The organism is Streptococcus suis, from assembly GCF_002960445.1.
Lineage (GTDB): Bacteria > Bacillota > Bacilli > Lactobacillales > Streptococcaceae > Streptococcus > Streptococcus hyiners.
Genome location: NZ_POJD01000110.1, coordinates 48108 through 64517, shown reverse-complemented (window position 1 = coordinate 64517; position 16410 = coordinate 48108). Strand labels below are relative to the sequence as shown.

Annotated in this window: 16 protein-coding genes; 4 read left to right on the top strand and 12 right to left on the bottom strand. The window is 42.1% G+C overall.

The features are described 5' to 3' along the window. Nucleotides 1-145 precede the first annotated feature (145 nt). Nucleotides 146-1036, bottom strand: coding sequence for an Rgg/GadR/MutR family transcriptional regulator (locus tag C1G53_RS02845; protein WP_105117599.1), 891 nt, complete (start codon nucleotides 1034-1036; stop codon nucleotides 146-148). 299 nt (nucleotides 1037-1335) lie between these two features. Here C1G53_RS02845 and C1G53_RS02840 point away from each other — a divergent pair, with 299 nt between their 5' ends. Further along, the gene (locus C1G53_RS02840) at nucleotides 1336-1566 is read left to right on the top strand and encodes an RNA polymerase epsilon subunit (protein ID WP_105117598.1); all 231 of its coding nucleotides are present in this window, start codon (nucleotides 1336-1338) and stop codon (nucleotides 1564-1566) included. A 3-nt stretch (nucleotides 1567-1569) separates the two neighbouring features. After that, nucleotides 1570-3249, top strand: coding sequence for a ribonuclease J1 (gene rnjA, locus C1G53_RS02835; RefSeq protein ID WP_105117597.1), 1680 nt, complete (start codon nucleotides 1570-1572; stop codon nucleotides 3247-3249). Between the two features lie 53 nt (nucleotides 3250-3302). Here the strand turns inward: rnjA and C1G53_RS02830 are convergent, their stop codons facing one another. The 6 genes from C1G53_RS02830 to gap all read right to left on the bottom strand — a co-directional run bounded on the left by C1G53_RS02830 (nucleotide 3303) and on the right by gap (nucleotide 9000). Next, nucleotides 3303-3701: a GNAT family N-acetyltransferase gene (locus C1G53_RS02830; protein ID WP_323156109.1), complete on the bottom strand. Its 399-nt coding sequence runs from the start codon at nucleotides 3699-3701 to the stop codon at nucleotides 3303-3305. A gap of 377 nt (nucleotides 3702-4078) precedes the next feature. Further along, the gene (glnA, locus tag C1G53_RS02825; protein WP_105116800.1) at nucleotides 4079-5425 is read right to left on the bottom strand and encodes a type I glutamate--ammonia ligase; all 1347 of its coding nucleotides are present in this window, start codon (nucleotides 5423-5425) and stop codon (nucleotides 4079-4081) included. A gap of 27 nt (nucleotides 5426-5452) precedes the next feature. Further along, complete coding sequence (locus tag C1G53_RS02820; protein ID WP_105117596.1) at nucleotides 5453-5824, bottom strand: MerR family transcriptional regulator; 372 nt, start codon at nucleotides 5822-5824, stop codon at nucleotides 5453-5455. 75 nt (nucleotides 5825-5899) lie between these two features. Next, nucleotides 5900-6415 carry an FUSC family protein gene (locus C1G53_RS02815; protein ID WP_105117595.1) on the bottom strand — a complete coding sequence of 172 codons (516 nt, stop codon included), beginning with the start codon at nucleotides 6413-6415 and terminating at the stop codon, nucleotides 5900-5902. 228 nt (nucleotides 6416-6643) lie between these two features. Then, on the bottom strand, nucleotides 6644-7843 hold the full coding sequence (locus C1G53_RS02810; protein ID WP_002938510.1) for a phosphoglycerate kinase: 1200 nt from the start codon (nucleotides 7841-7843) through the stop codon (nucleotides 6644-6646). A gap of 146 nt (nucleotides 7844-7989) precedes the next feature. Next, nucleotides 7990-9000, bottom strand: coding sequence for a type I glyceraldehyde-3-phosphate dehydrogenase (gene gap / locus C1G53_RS02805; protein WP_029176999.1), 1011 nt, complete (start codon nucleotides 8998-9000; stop codon nucleotides 7990-7992). Nucleotides 9001-9270: 270 nt separating this feature from the next. On the opposite strand from gap, the gene C1G53_RS02800 reads away from it, so the two are divergent. Further along, complete coding sequence (locus C1G53_RS02800; protein WP_105117594.1) at nucleotides 9271-10434, top strand: glycerophosphodiester phosphodiesterase family protein; 1164 nt, start codon at nucleotides 9271-9273, stop codon at nucleotides 10432-10434. Between the two features lie 112 nt (nucleotides 10435-10546). Beyond that, entirely contained in the window at nucleotides 10547-10669 is a 123-nt protein-coding gene (locus tag C1G53_RS13515) for a hypothetical protein (protein WP_269087982.1), read from the top strand. Here the strand turns inward: C1G53_RS13515 and fusA are convergent. The 5 genes from fusA to groES form a co-directional block, all read right to left on the bottom strand. After that, nucleotides 10666-12747, bottom strand: coding sequence for an elongation factor G (fusA, locus tag C1G53_RS02795; RefSeq protein WP_105114182.1), 2082 nt, complete (start codon nucleotides 12745-12747; stop codon nucleotides 10666-10668). The two genes, C1G53_RS13515 and fusA, sit on opposite strands and share 4 nt — an antisense overlap. 490 nt (nucleotides 12748-13237) lie before the next feature. Then, on the bottom strand, nucleotides 13238-13708 hold the full coding sequence (rpsG, locus tag C1G53_RS02790) for a 30S ribosomal protein S7 (protein ID WP_029178040.1): 471 nt from the start codon (nucleotides 13706-13708) through the stop codon (nucleotides 13238-13240). Nucleotides 13709-13724: 16 nt separating this feature from the next. Further along, nucleotides 13725-14138 (bottom strand): 30S ribosomal protein S12, encoded by a 414-nt coding sequence (rpsL, locus tag C1G53_RS02785; protein WP_002940030.1) that lies wholly within the window; start codon nucleotides 14136-14138, stop codon nucleotides 13725-13727. Nucleotides 14139-14368: 230 nt separating this feature from the next. Then, nucleotides 14369-15991, bottom strand: a complete 1623-nt coding sequence (gene groL, locus C1G53_RS02780; protein WP_105117593.1) for a chaperonin GroEL — start codon at nucleotides 15989-15991, stop codon at nucleotides 14369-14371. Between the two features lie 91 nt (nucleotides 15992-16082). Then, a complete protein-coding gene (groES, locus tag C1G53_RS02775) occupies nucleotides 16083-16364 on the bottom strand; it encodes a co-chaperone GroES (protein WP_024404081.1) in 282 nt (93 codons plus the stop codon). Nucleotides 16365-16410: the final 46 nt, after the last annotated feature.

The following is a 16410-nucleotide window of genomic DNA, read 5'->3' as shown; positions in this document are numbered from 1 at the left end:
TTTATAAAATTACATATTTTCAAGTTAATCAAAATACAATAAAAATTAGTTATAATAAAATCAAAAACGAGATACGAAACTATGAACCATAAAATAGTCTCACTGATTATCTGTACTTTAATCGTAATTCCAATTATTATACGTCCTACTCCTCAAGAACACACTCCAAACGAAGACACTGCCGTCTATAGTGTCGTTCCAGCAGAGAAACTAACTTCTCATTTGTAACCACCCCAACAGAGGCTATAAAGGCCTCTATTTTCTTTTTACTCGTTTCCGTTCCTTCTGTTCGAAGGAACTTCAAACATAACCTAAAATAGTTAATAAAAATATGTTCTAATGCATCACAAACTTCAGAGATTGACTCTAGATCACATAGTAACTGTTCGGCATAAACATACCGCCCACGTTCTATCATTTCAGTTATTGAATTTATCAGAATTTCTTTTAAATATTGTTTATTTTTTCTCAAATTCCGATAATGATGAGATTTGTTTTTTAATTCTAAAATCAAAACAATAATCAATTCGTCATTCAACAACATTTGTGCATTCAAAAATAAATACAGCTCAAAACTCGTCCACTCTTCAATAGCAAAGAGATAATCTGAGAGAAACTTCCTATCCTTATCGTCAAAATCAGATTGTCCATCTAAGGCAGCCAGCGCCACCTTGATGACAATTTCATTTAATCTGGCATAGAGTGCCCCCTCAGCTTTCAAGAGGTCTGACTCCAACAAAGCCTCTAGCCCATCCCTATCCTGTCGGTAATACAAATCTGAAATCAGATTTGCTAGCTCAATATGGGGCGCTTCTTTGTAGCCATGATATTTGTAGGTGAATTCCTCCATGGTCATGTTGATACCTTCGACAGCCACAATCAACTTATCCGCTGCCAACATAGATTTTCCAGACTCAAAGCGTGACAATTGAGCTGCTGTAAAGTCTCCACCGACAACATCCTTTTGCTTGACCAAGCGAGAACGACGGAGTTCCCTGTAAAATTCTCCCAATCCTATTTGTGGTACTGCATCCATAAATTACCTCCTTTCTCACTAGATGATATCGCTTACATTTATTATACTATACAGATATATATTTGTCAATTTACCTTATTCTTCTATCAATTACGCTCTAATTTCTGAAAATCACGACACTTTTCCATTTTCCTACCAAACCCTTTTACCATCAGCAAATTTTATGGTATAATGAAGAGTAATATTTAGACTGAATAAATTGACAACTCGAGAAAATTGAATAAGCATTACCAGACAGCCCCAACTGTTTGGGGCTTTTTTCATAGTTGCCAGTCAAAAAGAAAGGAACTATACTACACATGATTTATAAAGTATTCTATCAAGAATCAAAAATTAGCCCACGCCGTGAGCAGACACAAGCCCTCTATGTCGAAGTTGATGCAACTTCTGAATTAGAAGGTCGTATCAAAGTCAAAGAATTGGTTGAAACAAAATTCCCAGCCTACAACGTTGAATTCGTTGACCTACTCTCTGACAAACACCTCGAATACGAAAAAGAGCACGCAGATTTCAAAATTACGGAGTTCTAATTTATGTCATCAGTCAATCTAAAACCTCATGAAGTTGGCGTTTTCGCCATCGGTGGTTTGGGAGAAATCGGGAAAAATACCTACGGTATCGAGTACAAGGATGAAATTCTCATCGTCGATGCGGGTATCAAGTTCCCTGAAGATGACCTTTTGGGTATCGATTACGTTATCCCTGACTACTCCTATATCGTTGAAAATCTAGACCGCGTCAAAGGTCTGGTTATTACCCACGGGCACGAAGACCACATCGGAGGCATTCCCTTCTTGCTCAAGCAAGCCAATATCCCAATCTATGCAGGTCCTTTGGCCCTCGCCCTCATTCGAGGCAAATTGGAAGAACACGGACTCCTCCGTGATGCAACCTTGCATGAAATCAACCACAAGACTGAGTTGACCTTCAAGCATCTCAAGGTCAGCTTCTTCCGCACCACCCACTCTATCCCAGAACCTCTCGGTATCGTCGTTGACACCCCTCAAGGGAAAATCGTCTGTACCGGTGACTTCAAGTTCGACTTCACTCCAGTTGGTGAGCCAGCTGACTTACATCGCATGGCAGCACTCGGTGAAGAAGGCGTTCTCTGCCTCCTCTCCGACTCGACAAATGCTGAAGTTCCAACCTTTACCAACTCGGAAAAAGTGGTCGGTCAGTCCATCATGAAACTGATTGAAGGCATTCACGGACGCATCATCTTTGCTTCCTTTGCCTCCAACATCTTCCGTCTCCAACAGGCGGCTGACGCTGCAGTCAAGACCGGACGCAAAATCGCTGTCTTTGGACGTTCTATGGAGAAAGCTATCGTCAATGGTATCGATCTCGGCTACATCAAGGTGCCTAAGGATACCTTCATCGAGCCAAACGAGATCAAGGAGTACCCAGCCAGCGAAGTTATGATTCTCTGTACAGGTAGCCAAGGCGAGCCTATGGCAGCACTCTCTCGCATCGCCCACGGTACTCACCGTCAGGTTCAACTCCAGCCGGGCGACACGGTTATTTTCTCGTCCAGTCCTATTCCGGGAAATACCACAGGTGTCAACAAGCTCATCAATATCCTGATTGAAGCCGGTGTCGAAGTTATTCACGGCAAGATTAACAACATCCATACCTCTGGACACGGTGGTCAGCAGGAACAAAAACTCATGCTCCGCCTAATCAAGCCAAAATACTTCATGCCTGTCCATGGTGAATACCGCATGCAAAAAATCCACGCCAGTCTGGCAGTGGATACCGGCGTTCCAAAAGACAACATCTTCATCATGGAAAACGGCGATGTCCTAGCTCTTACTAAAGACTCTGCCCGCATAGCTGGTAAATTCAATGCCCAAGACATCTACGTGGACGGAAACCGCATCGGTGAAATCGGTGCAGCTGTCCTCAAAGACCGCCGAGACCTCTCAGAAGACGGCGTTGTCCTTGCAGTCGCAACCGTTGACTTCAAGTCCAAGATGATTCTAGCAGGACCTGACATCCTCAGCCGTGGTTTCATCTACATGCGTGAATCTGGCGATCTGATCCGCGAAAGCCAACGCGTTCTCTTCAACGCTATCCGCATCGCCATGCGCAATAAAGATGCCAATATCCAGACAGTCAACGGCGCCATCGTCAATGCCCTACGACCATTCCTATACGAAAAAACAGAACGTGAGCCTATCATTATCCCAATGATTTTAACGCCTGATCACTAAGAAAGAAGCCTCGGCAACTGCCGAGGCTTCACTTGTTTTCTAATAGGAATACCTTACAACCACTTGATAAAATGATATTTGGAAATTCCTTTTTTCGGCACATCTGTTAGATGAGCATAAATAGAATATCCAGCCTTCAGATAAAAATCCTTAGCCTGATAGGACTTAGTTGACAGTGTGATACTCTTTACTCCATTTTGTCTAGCTTCATTTTCCAAACGAATCAGCAAACGCCTCCCCAATCCTTGACCTTGCTTGTGTTTGACAACCACCAAAGCCTTTACATGAATCGTTTCCAAGGTCTGCTGGGCCTGCAAGACAGCTACTAATTGACCTGCTTCCTCTTCTACCAAAACAATTTCCTGCTGACTAGGAGCAAGGTCTTGCCCTTCTCCAAAAACCGCTCTATACTGTTCATCAAATACAGCTTTTACAAATTCATCCATCCACATCGCCTCCAATTTTTTTAATCTATATAAGGGTAGTCTTTTTCAAGCCCGTGAACAAAGGACCCGTCGGGATCCTAATTCGCTATCTGGTTTTCAAGCTCATGAAAAATGGTCCAAACGCCATTACTCGCTCTCTAATTTCTAAGCTCGTGAACAAAGGACCCGTCGGGGTCCCAATTCGCTATCTGGTTTTCAAGCTCATGAAAAAATGGTCCAAGTGCCATTACTCGCTCTCTAATTTCTAAAGCTCGTGAACAAAGGACCCGTCGGGGTCCTACTCGCTTTCCAGTTTCTCGGCTCGTGAAAAAATGGTCCAAGTGCCATTACTCGCTCTCAAATTGCTAAAGCTCGTGAACAAAGGACCCGTCGGGGTCCTTTGTTTAATACATATCCAAATAGTTGTCGATTTCCCATTGAGAAACGTAGGTTGCGTAGCTTGCCCACTCGATTTTCTTAGCTTCTACAAAGTTAGTGTAGATGTGTTCGCCCAGGGCTGCACGAACGACTTCATCTTTACGAAGTGCCTTCAAAGCATTGTGAAGAGTTGATGGTAGGTCTGTAATACCAGCTTCACGGCGTTCCTCATCAGACATTGCATAGATATTTGTTTCAACAGGTGCTGGTGCCTCAATCTTGTTCTCAACACCCTCTAGACCTACTTCTAAAAGCACGGCCATTGCTAAATATGGATTAGCAGTTGGGTCAACTGAGCGCAATTCCAAACGAGTTCCCATACCACGAGAAGCTGGAACACGAACCAATGGAGAACGGTTTTTACCTGCCCAAGCGATGTAAACAGGAGCTTCAAAACCTGGAACCAAACGCTTATAAGAGTTTACAGTTGGATTTGTAATAGCAGTATAGTTGTAAGCATGCTTGATCAAACCACCCAAGAAGTGATAGGCTGTTTCTGACAATTGCATACCACGTGGATCTTCTGGATCAAAGAAGGCATTGTTGCCATCCTTGTCAAAGAGTGACATATTACAGTGCATACCTGAACCAGCGATACCATATTTTGGCTTAGCCATAAAGGTTGCATACATACCATGTTTACGGGCAATTGTTTTAACAACCAACTTGAAGAGCTGAATCTTATCACAAGCACTCAAAACATCATCGTATTTGAAATCAATCTCATGCTGACCAACAGCACATTCATGGTGACTAGCTTCTACTTCAAAGCCCATTTGCGTCAAAACATTGACAATTTCACGACGAGTATTGTCAGCTAAATCTGTTGGCGCAAGGTCAAAGTATCCACCCTTATCGTTCACTTCAAGGGTTGGATTTCCTTGCTCATCCATCTTGAAGAGGAAGAATTCTGGCTCTGGACCCAAATTGAATGAAGAAAAACCAAGTTCTTCCATGTGACGAAGGGCTTTTTTCAAGTTACCACGAGGGTCGCCTGCAAATGGCTCGCCTGCTGTTGTATAAACATCACAAATCAAGCCTGCTACTGAACCATTCTCATCACCCCAAGGGAAGATTGTCCATGTATTCAAATCTGGGTATAAGTACATATCTGATTCATTGATACGAACAAAACCTTCGATTGATGAACCATCAAACATCACCTTGTTTGATAAAACCTTATCCACCTGCTCATCAGTTGCTGGAATTTCTACGTTTTTCATTACTCCCATGATATCTGTAAACATCAGACGTAGGAAGGTAACGTTTTTCTCTTTGATATCGCGTTTAATGTCCGCTACTGTGACTGCCATTATTTTCTCCTCTATTTTTAAAAGTATTTACGATGAACGGAAAATAGAACTAGGACTTGAAAAGCGTCCTTGACGACTGAATTCATCATGTAAGATACGGCGTACATCTTCATCGGTCAAGGTTTTCTGTTGTTTTTGGACCTTAGCTTTTGCTTCACGGTTTGCATATTCCTTCTTAATAGCCGCAATATTCAAACCCTCGTCCAAAAAATCCTTGATTTCAAGAAGCAAATCCATATCATTTAGAGAATACAAGCGACGATTGCCCTCATTACGATCGGGCTTAATCAAGCCATGATCTTCATAGTAACGAATCTGACGAGCCGTTAGGTCTGTCAATTTCATAACACTGCCAATTGGAAAAATGGCCAAGGAACGACGGAACTCTTTTTCTCTCATAATGAACTCCTTTCTGCAGACTATTATAGGAGAATTTTGACCATGGGTCAAGCGATTATGTTATATCTTCTGACATCATTCTTTTTGGAAACGTTTTTTTATTAAATTAACATCGTAATTTACCAAAATCGCTATAAAAACACCCACAAAGGTTTCAAAAACACGAACAAAGACATACTGAATGGTATCACCTGCTGGAATTGATAAAGAAATAATCAACAGGGCCGATACCGCACCGATAATGCCAGCCTTATTATTCATAGCTACATTAGTCATAATAGTCAGCATGACAAAGATAGGTACAAAAACCGCAGTTACCCAGAACTGATCAGAAAATAATCTATCTAGTAAAAAGAAAATCAAGGCGTAGAAACCACCTATCGAATTGCCTAAAACACGAGAGGTACCAAAATGGACACTCTGGTCAAAGTCCTCACGCAGGCTAAAGACCGTTGTCAAGGCTGCAATCTGAATACCTTCCCAACCCAGATAACCAAAAAGCAAAATAACCAAAAAAACCGCTAGACCAGATTTAAAAGTCCGCATTCCTAATCGAAATTTTTTGGGATCAAACTTATATTTTTCAAACATATCTCTATTCTAACATGATTTTATGGAAAATGGGGTCATTATCCCAAGAAAGGCAGAAAAGAGTTGGTCACCCAACTCTTTTCGTCGTAAGTTTTTACTTTTCAGTCAATGCCGCAAGTGCTGGAAGAACTTTTCACCTTGCTAGACTTTCTAACTCGCTTAGCTTCGTAGAAACTCTACGCGATGCACAAAAAAGAGCTGGAAATCCAACTCTTTTCTCTCAAGTTTTTACTTTTCAGTAAGAGCTGCAAGACCAGGCAATACTTTACCTTCTAACAACTCCATAGATGCACCACCACCAGTTGAGATCCATGAGAACTTGTCTGCACGGCCAAGGTTGATAGCTGCTGCTGCTGAGTCACCACCACCGATGATTGATTTCACGCCTGGTTGCTTCACGATAGCATCCATTACACCGATTGTACCAGCTTGGAAGTCTGGGTTTTCAAATACACCCATAGGACCGTTCCAAACAACTGTTTTCGCACCAGTCAAGGCTTCATCAAACTTAGCGATTGACTTAGGACCGATGTCAAGACCAAGGAAGCCTTCTGAAACTGCTTCGCCTTCTGTATCGCGAACTTCAGTGTAGCCAGCAAATGCGTTAGCTTCTTTTGAGTCAACTGGCAAGATCAATTTACCGTTAGCTTTTTCAAGAAGTGCTTTTGCCACATCAAGCTTGTCTTCTTCTACAAGTGAGTTACCGATTTCGATACCTTGAGCTTTGTAGAATGTGTAAGTCATACCACCACCGATAAGAACTTTGTCAGCTTTTTCAAGAAGGTTTTCGATAACACCGATCTTATCAGATACTTTTGAACCACCAAGGATTGCCACGAATGGACGTTCTGGAGTTTCAACAGCTTCTTGGATGTACGCAATTTCGTTTTCCAAAAGGAAACCAGCTACAGCTTTTTCTACGTTTGCTGAGATACCAACGTTTGATGCGTGCGCACGGTGTGCAGTACCAAACGCGTCGTTAACGAAGATACCATCACCAAGTGAAGCCCAGTATTTACCAAGTTCTTCGTCGTTTTTAGATTCTTTCTTACCATCAACATCTTCGAAACGAGTGTTTTCAACAAGGAGAACTTGTCCATCTTCCAAAGCGTTGATTGCTGCTTCCAATTCAGCACCACGAGTAGCACCAGCGATGAAAGCAACCTCTTGACCCAATTTAGCTGCCAAGTCAGCTGCTACAGGAGCCAATGATTTACCTTCTTTGTCAGCTTCTTCTTTCACACGACCAAGGTGAGAGAAAAGAATTGCACGTCCACCTTGCTCAAGAATATACTTGATAGTTGGAAGAGCTGCTGTAATACGGTTATCGTTAGTGATAACGCCATCTTTCAAAGGCACGTTAAAGTCCACACGGACTAGAACTTTTTTGCCTTTCAATTCTACATCTTTAACAGTCAATTTTGCCATTAGATAAGAACTCCTTAATTTATATTTACCCTACCATTGTACCATATTTTCTGAATTTTTTCTCTCATAAAGATAGTTTTTTCACAAATCTACAAAAAGAACGAATGAAAAAAAGAGGCCGAAGCCTCTTTGATTTTCACTAAGGATTATTTAGCGATTTTTGCGAAGTACTCAAGAGTACGAACAAGTTGTGCAGTGTAAGACATTTCGTTGTCGTACCATGAAACAACTTTAACCAATTGCTCACCATCAACGTCAAGAACTTTAGTTTGAGTTGCATCGAACAATGAACCGAATGAGATACCTACGATATCTGAAGAAACGATTTGGTCTTCAGTATAGCCGTATGATTCAGTAGCAGCAGCTTTCATAGCAGCATTTACTTCTTCAGCAGTAACTTTCTTGTTAAGAGTTGCAACCAATTCAGTTACAGAACCTGTTGGAACTGGAACACGTTGTGCAGCACCGTCAAGTTTACCGTTCAATTCTGGGATTACCAAGCCGATAGCTTTAGCAGCACCAGTTGAGTTAGGAACGATGTTCGCAGCAGCAGCACGAGCACGACGAAGGTCACCACCACGGTGTGGTCCGTCAAGAACCATTTGGTCACCAGTGTAACCGTGGATTGTAGTCATCAAACCTTTTTGAACGCCAAATGCATCGTGAAGAGCTTTAGCCATTGGTGCCAAACAGTTTGTAGTACATGAAGCACCTGAGATAACTGTTTCAGTACCATCAAGGATATCGTGGTTAGTGTTGAAAACGATAGTCTTAACATCGTTACCACCAGGAGCAGTGATAACAACTTTCTTAGCACCATTTTCGTGGATGTGTTGCTCAGCAGCAGTTTTTGAAGTGAAGAAACCAGTTGCTTCAAGAACGATTTCTACGCCGTCAGCAGCCCAGTCAATTTTTCCTGGCTCACGCTCAGCAGAAACTTTAACGAATTTACCGTTAACTTCGAAACCACCGTCTTTAACTTCAACAGTACCGTCGAAACGACCTTGAGTTGTGTCGTATTTCAACAAGTGTGCAAGCATTACTGGGTCTGTAAGGTCGTTGATACGAGTAACTTCAACACCTTCTACGTTTTGGATACGACGGAAAGCAAGACGACCGATACGTCCGAAACCGTTAATACCAACTTTAACTACCATGAATGATTTCCTCCTTATGAAAATCGAGTTCTTTATTTTAAAAGGCAAGCCTTTTAATCCTTTTGTGAAAATATTAACTTGTAAGCCTACAAGCATCTTTTCAACGTTTTTATTATATAACTTATTCAATAAAAAAGCAAGAATTTCATATAGTTTCATTGTTAATATTGTCGGAACTGCATGGAATTTCTGAAAACTTACTGATCAATTGGATAAAACCTATAAAATTTGATACAATCATAAGTAATGTTTTAGAAAGTTATTACTCCTATGCCGACAAAATACTCAAAAATTCGCCAGAAACACTTATCCAAAAGAAAACATCGGTCTAAATTTCAAAAAGCCATCCTCAGCATTCTCACTCCTTTATTCAGTTTAGGATTATGGTATGGATTAAATACAATCAGCATATCTATCCAGCCAGTCATCTCAAATATTTTTACCAGTCATGTGCAAATGAACTATAGCCTATTTTTCGCTTTTCTTTACAGTAGTTTAATCCTTGCGCTCACACTTACCTTGTGGTTCTGGTGGAAAATACTCTTTAACGAAAAATTTACTTGGTGGAAGCCCTCTTCTCTCCTTTTCATCTTCCTTCCAGTTGTGCCGGTCTTCTTATTAGCCCGATATGAAGCCTCCTTTCATACCCCAAAAGCGCCACTTATTATTTCTCATCGCGCTTTAAACGACCACCACGCTATTGAAAATACCGTTGAAGCACTGCAATTAGCAAGTAAGAGCCAACCAGACTACATCGAAATCGACCTTTGGGAAACAGCTGATTTAGAATTCGTTGCTTTTCATGACCCAACTTTGATTAATTGGGCTGGTATAGACTATCGTCCCCATGATCTTACTTTGGCAAACTTAACAGAAACCATCATAACAGATGCGGCTGGCTACTCTGCCAAAATTGCAAGTTTTGACCAAATTCTAACTGAAGCTAGGGCACAAAATCAGAAACTCTTAATTGATTTTAAAACTTCTGCACAAGATAGTTCCCAAATGGTAGACAATTTTATGAAGAAATACCAAGCAAGCTTTGAAGAGGAGGGGCATCAGCTTCAGTCTGCTGACCCTCATTTCATAAACGCTATTCTAAAGTATGCTCCAAAATTTGAAACCTACTTATTGATGAGCGCACCTCCGGAAATTGAATTACCTAACCTGACTGGCTATAGTGTTCCCTTGGATCAACTCACTGATGATTTACTTAATTATATTCGCAAATCGGGAAAATCTTTCTACGTTTGGACTGTCAATACTCCTGAGGGAGTGCAACAAGCAGACTCCATAGAAGTAGATGGTATCATCACCGACTACCCAACTCGTACACAAACAGTATTATCCAGCCTTTCACAAGCCAACAAATACACAAAACTGTATCAAGAACAATTACAATATTTTAAAATATTCCCCATCCAAGAACAATGATTTTATATCTAATAGGGACGGGAAAACGTCAACTTGATTATTTGCTTTCCACTTGGTTTGTCCGACTTCCACTTGCCACAGTTCAGCCCTAGACTGTTGGAGGTGATTTTTAGTGAACTACAACACCTTGGCAGCCACCAGTTTAACTGGTGGTTTTCATTTTGTTCTTGACGAAAGAGAGATAGAAGGTATGAAAAAAGCCCGCTCTTTCGAGCAGGCTTGGGCAATCAATTAAGCATTGCCGCCGTTTTTCTTGATGATTTCATCTTGTACAGATTTTGGTACATCTTCGTAGTGGTCAAATACCATCATGAAGGTACCGCGACCTTGTGTTGCTGAACGAAGAACAGTTGCGTAACCGAACATTTCAGCAAGTGGCACATAAGCACGAACGATTTGTGTGTTACCACGAGCTTCCATACCGTCAACACGACCACGACGTGCAGTAACGTGACCCATTACGTCACCAAGGTTATCTTCTGGTGCAGTGATGGTTACAAGCATCATTGGCTCAAGGATAGTTGGTTGAGCTGATTTAGCTGCTTCTTTAAGAGCAAGAGATGCTGCCACTTTGAAGGCTGTTTCAGATGAGTCGACATCGTGGTATGAACCATCGTAAAGCTTCGCTTTAACGTCAACGATTGGGTAACCAGCAAGAACACCGTTAGCCATAGATTCTACGAGACCTTTTTCAACCGCAGGGATGAATTCACGTGGAACCACACCACCGACGATAGCGTTCTCGAACTCGAAACCTTTACCTTCTTCGTTTGGTGTAAATTCAATCCAAACGTCACCGAATTGACCTTTACCACCAGACTGGCGTTTGAAGAAACCACGAGCTTGAGTAGAAGCACGGAATGTTTCACGGTATGATACTTGAGGAGCACCTACGTTTGCTTCAACCTTGAATTCACGACGCATACGGTCAACAAGGACATCCAAGTGCAACTCACCCATACCAGAGATAACTGTTTCACCAGTTTCAACGTTTGTTTCAACGCGGAATGTTGGATCTTCTTCAGCCAATTTAGAAAGGGCGATACCCATCTTGTCTTGGTCAGCTTTAGACTTAGGCTCAACCATCAATTGGATAACTGGTTCTGGAACGTGGATTGACTCAAGGATTACTTTTGCTTTTTCATCTGTCAATGAGTCACCAGTTGTAGTATCTTTCAAACCAACCGCAGCGGCGATGTCACCAGCATATACAGTTTCAATTTCTTGACGGCTGTTTGCGTGCATTTGAAGGATACGTCCGATACGCTCACGTTTACCTTTAGAAGTGTTCATTACGTATGAACCGCTGTTAAGGACACCTGAGTAGACACGGAAGAATGTCAAACGACCTACGAATGGGTCAGTCATGATCTTGAAGGCAAGAGCTGCAAATGGCTCTTCGTCAGAAGCATGACGCTCTTCTTCAGCATCTGTATCTGGGTTGATACCTTTGATAGCAGGAATGTCAACTGGGCTTGGAAGGTAGTCAATAACCGCATCAAGCATCAATTGAACACCTTTGTTTTTGAAGGCTGAACCACACAATACTGGGAAGAATTCAACGTTGATAGTCGCTTTACGGATACCAGCTTTCAATTCTTCGTTAGTGATTTCTTCACCTTCAAGGTATTTCATCATCAATTCTTCATCAGTTTCAGCAACTGCTTCAACCAATTTTTCACGATATTCTTGAGCTTGCTCAAGGTATTCAGCTGGGATATCTTCTTCAAGAATATCTGTACCAAGGTCGTTCGTATAGATTTCAGCCTTCATCTTGATCAAGTCGATGATACCACGGAACTCATCTTCAGAACCGATTGGCAATTGAATTGGGTGTGCATTTGCTTGAAGACGATCGTGAAGTGTGCTTACTGAGTAAAGGAAGTCCGCACCGATTTTATCCATTTTGTTAGCAAATACGATACGTGGAACTCCGTATTCAGTTGCTTGACGCCATACTGTTTCAGTTTGTGGCTCAACACCTGATTGTGAGTCAAGAACGGTAACCGCACCATCAAGAACGCGAAGTGAACGTTGTACTTCGATTGTGAAGTCCACGTGTCCTGGTGTGTCGATGATGTTTACACGGTGGTTGTTCCATTGAGCTGTTGTCGCAGCAGATGTGATTGTGATACCACGCTCTTGCTCTTGCTCCATCCAGTCCATTTGTGATGCACCTTCGTGAGTTTCACCGATTTTGTGGATTTTACCAGTGTAGTAAAGAATACGCTCAGTTGTCGTTGTTTTACCCGCGTCAACGTGCGCCATGATACCGATATTACGAGTTTTTTCTAATGAAAATTCGCGTGCCATGAGGTTTGTTCTCCTATATTTTTAGATTTCTATTCTGATTATACCATATTTTAAGAAAAGCGAGTGGGCAAGTCCCACCCGCTTGATTTCTTACTAATGGTGTGAAGTGGATGAGGCAAGCCTCGATCCGGTTTGTGATGATTGAACGAGAAGTTTATACCATAATCTCAATTGATTTATGTAGAACTGACTTAACGTCCTCACATCCTGATTAGTTGAGTTCGGACTAAAAATTCTGGAAAAAAGAGACGCAATTGTTTTGGCTTTAGCCAATTACAAGTGTGGCTACCTTTAGGTATAAATCTTCCTTGGACCTTAAGGTCCATCGTCTGATTTCCTATTTTTCCTTGAATTTTCTTAACGTCCTCACATCCTAATTGAACTTGGGCTACAACTCACTGACAAAAAGATGAACCTCATTGATTGCACAGCAATCTGCTTCGCTTCCCTATTTTGTCTAGGAGTTGCTTGACGCCCTCGTATCTTAATCTTACCAGCGGAAGTGTGCGAATGCGCGGTTTGCTTCTGCCATTTTGTGGGTGTCTTCACGTTTCTTAACAGCTGCACCAGTGTTGTTTGCTGCATCCATGATTTCTTTCGCAAGACGGTCAACCATAGTGTGCTCACCACGGTTACGAGCGATTGTTACCAACCAACGAAGACCTAGTGTTGTACGACGCTCTGGACGAACTTCAACTGGGACTTGGTAGTTAGAACCACCGACACGACGTGCACGTACTTCAAGTACAGGCATGATGTTTTCCATTGCTGTTTCAAATACTTCAAGTGCATCATTACCAGTTGCTTCTTTGATTTGATCAAAGGCACCGTAAACGATTGATGCAGCAGTACCACGTTTACCGTCCAACATAACACGGTTGATCAAACGAGTTACCAATTTTGAGTTATACAATGGATCTGGCAATACTTCGCGCTTAGGCGCTTGATTTTTACGACTCATTTATATTTCCCCTTTCTTAGCCTTTTGGACGTTTAGTACCGTATTTAGAACGGCCTTGCTTACGATCGTTAACACCTGCAGTATCAAGCGCACCACGAACGATATGGTAACGTACCCCTGGAAGGTCTTTTACACGTCCACCACGAAGGAGAACAACGCTGTGCTCTTGCAAGTTGTGGCCGATACCTGGGATGTAAGCAGTAACTTCGATAAGGTTGCTCAAACGTACACGAGCGAATTTACGAAGGGCTGAGTTAGGTTTTTTAGGTGTCATTGTTCCGACACGAGTTGCAACACCGCGTTTTTGTGGTGATGAAACATTTGTTTGAACTTTTTTACGGCTGTTGTAACCAACGTTCAAAGCTGGTGATTTAGATTTTTCTACTTTAGACTTACGTGGTTTACGTACCAACTGGTTAATTGTAGGCATCTACATTCTCCTGTATATATTTTTTATTTTTGGTGATAAGGCATTGGTGACAACCCCTATCTGTGTGTACTTTTGCAACAATTGTCAGCACGTCCCTGTACACTCTTGAGAGACCAAAAGTAAAAAGTACCGTCTAATATAATACCACAGCTAGAAGACCTTGTCAAATAGATATGTTTGAAATTTCCAAGAAAAAACACAGCCAAGCAGCTGTGTCATTTCACTCATTTTTAGTAGCCCATACCCATTCCATCCATACCTTGTGGCATAGCTGGAGCAGCTGGTTCTGGTTTGTTGGCAACAACTGCTTCCGTTGTCAAAATCAAGCTGGCTACGGAAGCCGCATTTTGAAGAGCAGAACGAGTAACTTTAACAGGGTCAATAATTCCTGCCTCAATCATATTCACCCATTCACCTGTCGCAGCATTAAAGCCTGTTCCAAGCTCAGAATTCTTCAATTTATCAATGATAACTGAACCTTCATAGCCTGCGTTATAGGCAATCTGGCGCACTGGTTCTTCCAAGGCGCGCAGGACAATATTGCGTCCTGTTTCATCATCACCGGTCAATTCAAGCTTGGCTACGCTATCAATCACATTGACAAGAGCTGTACCACCACCAGCAACGATTCCTTCTTCAACTGCGGCACGTGTTGCGTTGAGGGCATCTTCGATACGGAGCTTCATTTCTTTCAACTCAGTTTCCGTTGCGGCACCTACTTTAATCACTGCGACACCGCCAGACAATTTTGCCAAACGCTCCTGCAATTTTTCACGGTCAAATTCTGAAGTTGTTCCCTCAATTTGTGACTTGATAACAGCCACACGGTTGGCAATGGCTTCAGGATTGCCAGCGCCTTCAACAATAGTTGTACCATCCTTGTCAACCACAACCTTGGCAGCTTGACCAAGGGCTTCAATAGTCGCATCTTTCAAGTCCAAACCAAGGTCTTCTGTAATAACTGTACCACCTGTCAAGATTGCGATGTCTTCCAACATCGCTTTACGACGGTCGCCAAAGCCTGGCGCCTTAACAGCAACAACGTTGAAAGTACCACGAATCTTATTGAGAACAAGGGTAGGAAGTGCTTCACCATCCACATCGTCAGCAATAATCAAGAGAGGACGACTGGTCTGAAGAATGCTTTCCAAGAGTGGCAAAATATCTTGGATGTGAGAAATTTTCTTATCTGTAATCAAGATAAATGGATTTTCAAGCTCCGCAACCATCTTCTCATTATCTGTTACCATGTATTGTGACAGATAACCACGGTCGAATTGCATACCTTCAACCACATCCAGCTCAGTTTCCATACCACGAGATTCTTCAATGGTGATAACACCATCTGTACCCACGCGCTCCATTGCTTCTGAAATGTACTCACCAACTTTTTCAGAACGGGAAGACACGGCTGCGATTTGAGCAATTTCAGCTTTATTGGATACTGGGCTTGCTTGTGCTTTCAAGGCTTCAACCGCAGTCGCAACCGCGGCTTCAATCCCGCGACGAATTCCGATTGGGTTGGCACCTGCAGTTACGTTTTTCAATCCTTCGCGTACGATAGCTTGGGTCAAAACAGTTGCAGTTGTTGTCCCGTCACCAGCGATGTCATTGGTTTTTGACGCTACTTCGGATACCAACTTGGCACCCATATTTTCAAAATGATCTTCCAATTCGATTTCTTTGGCAATGGTTACACCGTCGTTTGTAATAAGTGGTGAGCCATAAGCTTTTTCCAAGACAACATTGCGACCTTTTGGCCCCAAGGTTACTTTGACCGTATCAGCCAAAATATCGACACCACGAACCATGCTCTCACGAGCATCTGCTGCAAATTTGATTTCTTTTGCCATAATTATACCCTCCCGCCTAAATCAATAAAAAATCCTATTTCACATTTCTTACAATTTCACAAGCGGGTTCAAATCCTTTTCTATTAGTTTCTTATTCAATGATTGCTAAAATATCAGCTTCACGAATGATGTGGACGGTTTGATCTCCATCTTTCACTTCCAATCCTGCGTGAGCATCAATCAAAACAGTATCACCAACCGCCACTGCTGGGGCAACCAAGTCACCATTCAAGGTACGAATCCCTTGTCCAATCGCTAGGACACTTGCTTCCTTGGTTTTTTCTTGGCTTGCACCCGCAAGGACAAATCCACCAACTGTTTGTTCTTTTTCTTCAATTTTCACGACGATACGATCGCCCAATGGTTTCAACATGGTATTACCTCCTGGTCTTTTTAGCACTCTATACACCTGAGTGCTA

What these genes read in the sequence shown, in the direction of transcription:
- C1G53_RS02845 (WP_105117599.1), bottom strand. Translation starts at nt 1,036, where the DNA reads ATGGATGCAGTACCACAAATAGGATTGGGAGAATTTTACAGGGAACTC.
- groES (WP_024404081.1), bottom strand. Translation starts at nt 16,364, where the DNA reads ATGTTGAAACCATTGGGCGATCGTATCGTCGTGAAAATTGAAGAAAAA.
- groL (WP_105117593.1), bottom strand. Translation starts at nt 15,991, where the DNA reads ATGGCAAAAGAAATCAAATTTGCAGCAGATGCTCGTGAGAGCATGGTT.
- rpsL (WP_002940030.1), bottom strand. Translation starts at nt 14,138, where the DNA reads ATGCCTACAATTAACCAGTTGGTACGTAAACCACGTAAGTCTAAAGTA.
- C1G53_RS02800 (WP_105117594.1), top strand. Translation starts at nt 9,271, where the DNA reads ATGCCGACAAAATACTCAAAAATTCGCCAGAAACACTTATCCAAAAGA.
- glnA (WP_105116800.1), bottom strand. Translation starts at nt 5,425, where the DNA reads ATGGCAGTCACAGTAGCGGACATTAAACGCGATATCAAAGAGAAAAAC.
- rpsG (WP_029178040.1), bottom strand. Translation starts at nt 13,708, where the DNA reads ATGAGTCGTAAAAATCAAGCGCCTAAGCGCGAAGTATTGCCAGATCCA.
- C1G53_RS02820 (WP_105117596.1), bottom strand. Translation starts at nt 5,824, where the DNA reads ATGAGAGAAAAAGAGTTCCGTCGTTCCTTGGCCATTTTTCCAATTGGC.
- fusA (WP_105114182.1), bottom strand. Translation starts at nt 12,747, where the DNA reads ATGGCACGCGAATTTTCATTAGAAAAAACTCGTAATATCGGTATCATG.
- gap (WP_029176999.1), bottom strand. Translation starts at nt 9,000, where the DNA reads ATGGTAGTTAAAGTTGGTATTAACGGTTTCGGACGTATCGGTCGTCTT.
- C1G53_RS02840 (WP_105117598.1), top strand. Translation starts at nt 1,336, where the DNA reads ATGATTTATAAAGTATTCTATCAAGAATCAAAAATTAGCCCACGCCGT.
- C1G53_RS02810 (WP_002938510.1), bottom strand. Translation starts at nt 7,843, where the DNA reads ATGGCAAAATTGACTGTTAAAGATGTAGAATTGAAAGGCAAAAAAGTT.
- C1G53_RS02815 (WP_105117595.1), bottom strand. Translation starts at nt 6,415, where the DNA reads ATGTTTGAAAAATATAAGTTTGATCCCAAAAAATTTCGATTAGGAATG.
- C1G53_RS02830 (WP_323156109.1), bottom strand. Translation starts at nt 3,701, where the DNA reads ATGTGGATGGATGAATTTGTAAAAGCTGTATTTGATGAACAGTATAGA.
- rnjA (WP_105117597.1), top strand. Translation starts at nt 1,570, where the DNA reads ATGTCATCAGTCAATCTAAAACCTCATGAAGTTGGCGTTTTCGCCATC.